This is a genomic window from Staphylococcus intermedius NCTC 11048 (genome assembly GCF_002902385.1).
Lineage (GTDB): Bacteria > Bacillota > Bacilli > Staphylococcales > Staphylococcaceae > Staphylococcus > Staphylococcus intermedius.
The window spans coordinates 1-3,952 of the sequence record NZ_PPQH01000091.1 but is presented as its reverse complement, the minus strand read 5'-3'; the positions used below and the strand labels follow the sequence as shown (position 1 = coordinate 3,952).

General features: G+C 30.4%; 5 protein-coding genes. 1 reads left to right on the top strand and 4 read right to left on the bottom strand.

The window, feature by feature from the left end; translation table 11 throughout:
* Positions 1–1,007 precede the first annotated feature (1,007 nt).
* From CD138_RS12565 to amaP, 3 genes are read right to left on the bottom strand one after another with little or no spacing between them, the layout of a single operon-like run.
* Positions 1,008–1,499, bottom strand: a complete 492-nt coding sequence (locus CD138_RS12565) for an Asp23/Gls24 family envelope stress response protein (protein ID WP_019168962.1) — start codon at positions 1,497–1,499, stop codon at positions 1,008–1,010.
* 53 nt (positions 1,500–1,552) lie between these two features.
* Positions 1,553–1,798, bottom strand: a complete 246-nt coding sequence (locus CD138_RS12560; protein WP_096544335.1) for a DUF2273 domain-containing protein — start codon at positions 1,796–1,798, stop codon at positions 1,553–1,555.
* A 12-nt stretch (positions 1,799–1,810) separates the two neighbouring features.
* Positions 1,811–2,353, bottom strand: a complete 543-nt coding sequence (gene amaP / locus CD138_RS12555; protein WP_026066949.1) for an alkaline shock response membrane anchor protein AmaP — start codon at positions 2,351–2,353, stop codon at positions 1,811–1,813.
* A gap of 238 nt (positions 2,354–2,591) precedes the next feature.
* Between amaP and CD138_RS12550 the strand changes: the two genes are divergently transcribed.
* Complete coding sequence (locus CD138_RS12550; RefSeq protein ID WP_019167235.1) at positions 2,592–2,780, top strand: CsbD family protein; 189 nt, start codon at positions 2,592–2,594, stop codon at positions 2,778–2,780.
* Positions 2,781–2,950: 170 nt separating this feature from the next.
* On the opposite strand, the gene CD138_RS12545 is transcribed toward CD138_RS12550, so the two are convergent.
* Positions 2,951–3,811, bottom strand: coding sequence for a primase C-terminal domain-containing protein (locus CD138_RS12545; protein WP_241523153.1), 861 nt, complete (start codon positions 3,809–3,811; stop codon positions 2,951–2,953).
* Positions 3,812–3,952 lie beyond the last annotated feature (141 nt).

Below are 3,952 nucleotides of genomic sequence, written 5' to 3'. Positions count from 1 at the left end.
TGACGTCTTTATTAAATTGTTTACATCTGAAATAGTTCATGTAGAATGCTCCTTTTTATTAAAATTATACTACATATTTAACTTTGCAACAGAACCTTTCTGTTCGTCAGTGCGAGTGTTTACGTCCGACTTACTTAAGATTCCACTTCGCAATAGACACCCTTGTCTTTCTCTAATAGTTCCTACTACCAAGCCTGTAACGGACTTTCACCATCAAGATGTTACCCATGCCGGGCGTACCTAAAAAATAGCTGTGAAGAAATCTATCGTCATAAATTTCTTCACAGCTAATCTTAGTATGTTTCTAATTAAATAATACATCTTATAACATATCATTTAGAGCGTGTTTAATTTATAATTTTGACAAGATTAAACACCAATCGCTTTAAGTAAATCAGAAACTGCATTTAAAATACCTGGAGCAACTTGTAAACCTTTATCTAATAAGTCAATAATTACTTTTAAAAATTCCAAATTAATCTCTCCTTTAAGGAATTAATATTATTGATTCTATACAAAAAATTTAGAAATTAGTTCAGCTAAAATCTGAATACCTTTGCTAACAATAGAAACAATTTGTGATGCATCCATATAAAACACCTCTTTATCTTTATATTAATCACATAATAACACATCAAAAAGAAAAATTATCCAAAAATTCTTAAGTGTCGAAAATTAATGCCTATCTGTATTTTTAAAGGCATTATTTGGAAATATAGGTAATATATTATTTACATATTTTTACAAGATGGAAAATATGTTTTACAAATTTTTAGTTTAGAATATCCATAAAACATGGTGTAAATTCTGTCATAACCATCAATTCCTTTCATAAGAATTATTGATTAATTAAAGTTTACACTATCTATTAAAAACTAGAGTTTTCTATCATTATGGGTTGTCTACTTTAATACAATGCAAAACCTTTTGAGAATCATACGTATAAGGTATGATTTACGTTTGTTCAGTAAAAAAATAGCTAACGAACATTCCCTCAATTTTTTATATTATTGTAAACCTTTGTTCTCGTTTTGATCTTTGTTTTTCTCATGCTTTTGTTGCCATTCTTTACGTGTCATCACGTCATCCACTTGCATGTTCACTTCAACCACGTCTAAACCAGTAATGTGTTTCACTTGTTCTTTAATTAATTCTGTGACTTTACGGAAGATTTTCGGCGCAGATTCACCATATTCTAAAATAACTTTCAAGTCGATTGCCGCTTGTTTTTCGCCAACTTCAGCAGATACACCTTGTGTCACATTGTTGCCACCTGAGAATGAACCGCTAATGCTATCCACAAAGCCACCTTTCATATCTAAAATACCACGAACTTCACGCGCTGCAATCCCTGCAATTTTTTCTACAACTTCATCAGAAAAAGTTAAGCTGTTTGAAAATTGTTGGTCTTGATTATCTTCACGTTGTTGTCTTTCGTTTTCGTTCACGCCTGTTTCTCTATTGTAACTTTCTTTTGCTTTATTATTTTCAACTGCCATTTCAAAAACTCCTTTATTATTTATTTTTGTTTTCTTTTTCCAGGATTATTGAATCAACTTAACCGATTAAGTAAATTTAAGAAATCTTGTGTACGGTCTTTAATATACCCCACACCAATGCCGATTAAACATAATACGATGATTAAAATCGTTTTCCAAAAGCCAAGTGTTAAAAACAAGATGGCAATAATGAGGAAGAAGAAAAAACCAATGATACGCCATTTGTAGTTTTGTAATATCTTCGCAACTTGCTCTACTGAATCTCGCTCACTTTGACCGTTTCGATTTTCATTAGACATAGGACCCCTCCTTTACACGACTCGTGGACCATTGTCTCTTTTCTGGTCACGGACATTGACTTTAACTGATTTGACATGCAATTCTGAGAAACGTTCAACGCTCTCTTTAATGTCTAATCTGATTTGTTCAACGAGTGATGGAACATTCGTCGATTCTGATGGCACGATAAAATCTGCTGTAATATCAATAAAACTGTTCTTTTTCTTGTTGTAAAGTTTAGATACGACGTTCGGTTGACGAATCGCATCATATTTTGAAAGCGTATCATAAACCGTATTTTCAATTGATTTTCGTGAAATATAAATATGGCCATCTGAATAATCTTTATAGAGACCCGGTTTACGATATGTGGGTTTGAAAGCTCTTAAGAATAAAATCAAACCGATAAGAATAAGTAATCCAGCTAGACCGATTAATAAAGGTTGGAACCAATTAAACTGATAAAAGTAATTTTGGTATTGTTTAATCGGCTGATAGTCAACATACATAAATAACAAAAAGCCGACAATCACCACGATCAATAAGCCTAGAATAAAATTTTTAATTCGTGTCATAATCAAATACCACCTCCTATTCAAATTCTTATGATGGGAATATACCCTTATTCTTGAAGAGAAAACTCAAAACCTTGATCTATTGAATCATTTTACTCAAAAAATAGATAATTACTATTATTTTTCTTATATTCAAGATACACATTTCAGTTCTGTTTAAAAGTTTATTTTACTGTTAAAACGAGGATTTAAATAATATAATTATAGAGTAGTTATTAATTTTAGGAGGAACATAAAAATGAACAAGACAAAATTGGAACAAACAAAAGGAAATTTTAAAGAGACTATTGGAGATGTTACTGATAATCAAGAGTTAAAAGAAGAAGGTAAATTAGATAAATTCTCTGGAAAAGCTAAAGGAATTTTAGATGATGTTAAAGATAAAGCTAACGATTTGATTGATAAGGTAAAAGAAAATAAAAAATAAATAATTGAAGTTTTGATAACTAATGATATTTGCTCGACTTAATGAAAACCAAACGTGTAAATGGGTGGTTTTTTTCTTCGGATGAAATCCTCTACTACTCACTTATATATTATGATTACCACCTCACAAAAGCACCTGGTATATGTAATGGCACATTGGACAATTAAAATTTAACAAATAAACCTTTCATATAAAGTATCAGTATCTTCTATATATTGAGTGTGCCTGTCTATATAAGTGAGTGTGTTTTCTATTTCATTTATCAAATTGTTGTTTTGTGCCATTAATCTATTTGTGTTTGTTTCACAACTTACAAGGTGTCTTATAGCCTTTATATAGCTTCCTTTTTTATCTTTAACGCTTTTTAAAGCAATGAAAGTTTCTGAATATCTGCCATTTTTAATTGTGTATTTTATAATAGTCCCTTTGTTTATATATTTTTCAAAGATTGCATATAGTGATGATCTAACCATTCCTAATTTTTTAGCAATAGCACTCATTGAGCCTTTAACAAATACTTTCTGTTTGTTTGTATGCTCTCTTAAATAACTTTCTAAATCGCCTTTACGTTTGTCAAAATGGCTTCTGACACGATCTTTACGCTCTTTTTTATGTTTCCAAAAGCCATTGATACTTACACCACTATTGCTATATGCAATTTGGCCATCACTAAAAGCTTCTAAAAGGTTTTCTACATGTTCACGCATTACACCACCATAACGACCGCTATAAGCATTTTTAATTACTTTTTCAACCTCTTTATGTGATAAAGGCTTATTTAAGCGCTGATTAAAAGCATTTATATTACTTTCTGCTACTTTTATATCTACATTTTTAGAATAATAATATAACGCTACTGAAAACATTGTGTTATTTCTACCAACGCCATATCCAAATGAAGTAACATCTGCTTCTTTCAACAAATAATCAACCCATTCAGGCGTTAATTCTTGGCCATTGGCTATACTCTTATAAAATACATTCTGATTTAAATCGTGTTTTTCTGAATACTCTTTACTCCAGCGCACCATATCATCTTTTAAACAGTATTGATTTGTAAATAACTTTACATTATCTTTGGTTCTGTTGCAAAGTCAGAAAAAATATAACTAATTATCATTTTAACTGGTAGTATTTCCTTAACTGACCAACATATGACTAATTTCATAGCA